General features: G+C 42.8%; 1 protein-coding gene. It reads left to right on the top strand.

What is annotated here, in order from left to right:
• Positions 1-237, top strand: a 237-nt coding sequence (locus CF394_RS14160; protein WP_133079856.1) for a PhzF family phenazine biosynthesis isomerase, incomplete at its 5' end; no start/stop codon positions are given.
• Positions 238-264 lie beyond the last annotated feature (27 nt).

Raw genomic sequence — 264 nt, forward strand, 5'->3', positions numbered from 1 at the left:
TCATCCCCATATTCAGGAACGATAGAAGACCCTGTGACGGGCACAGCATCCGGTGTGATGGGGGCTTATATGAAACAGTACGGCAATACCAAGCAGCGTGAATTTATCATTGAACAAGGGCAGGAAATCGGGAAAGACGGAAAAGTGGAAATCGAAATTAACGAAGAAGGCGATCATGTGAAAGTGAACATGACAGGAACGGCTGTATACTCAGAAACCCGTATTCTTAAAATCTAATACAGATGATGGTTTACAAAAAGATAC

It is taken from the genome of Tetzosporium hominis (genome assembly GCF_002265435.1).
GTDB lineage: Bacteria > Bacillota > Bacilli > Bacillales_A > Planococcaceae > Chryseomicrobium > Chryseomicrobium hominis.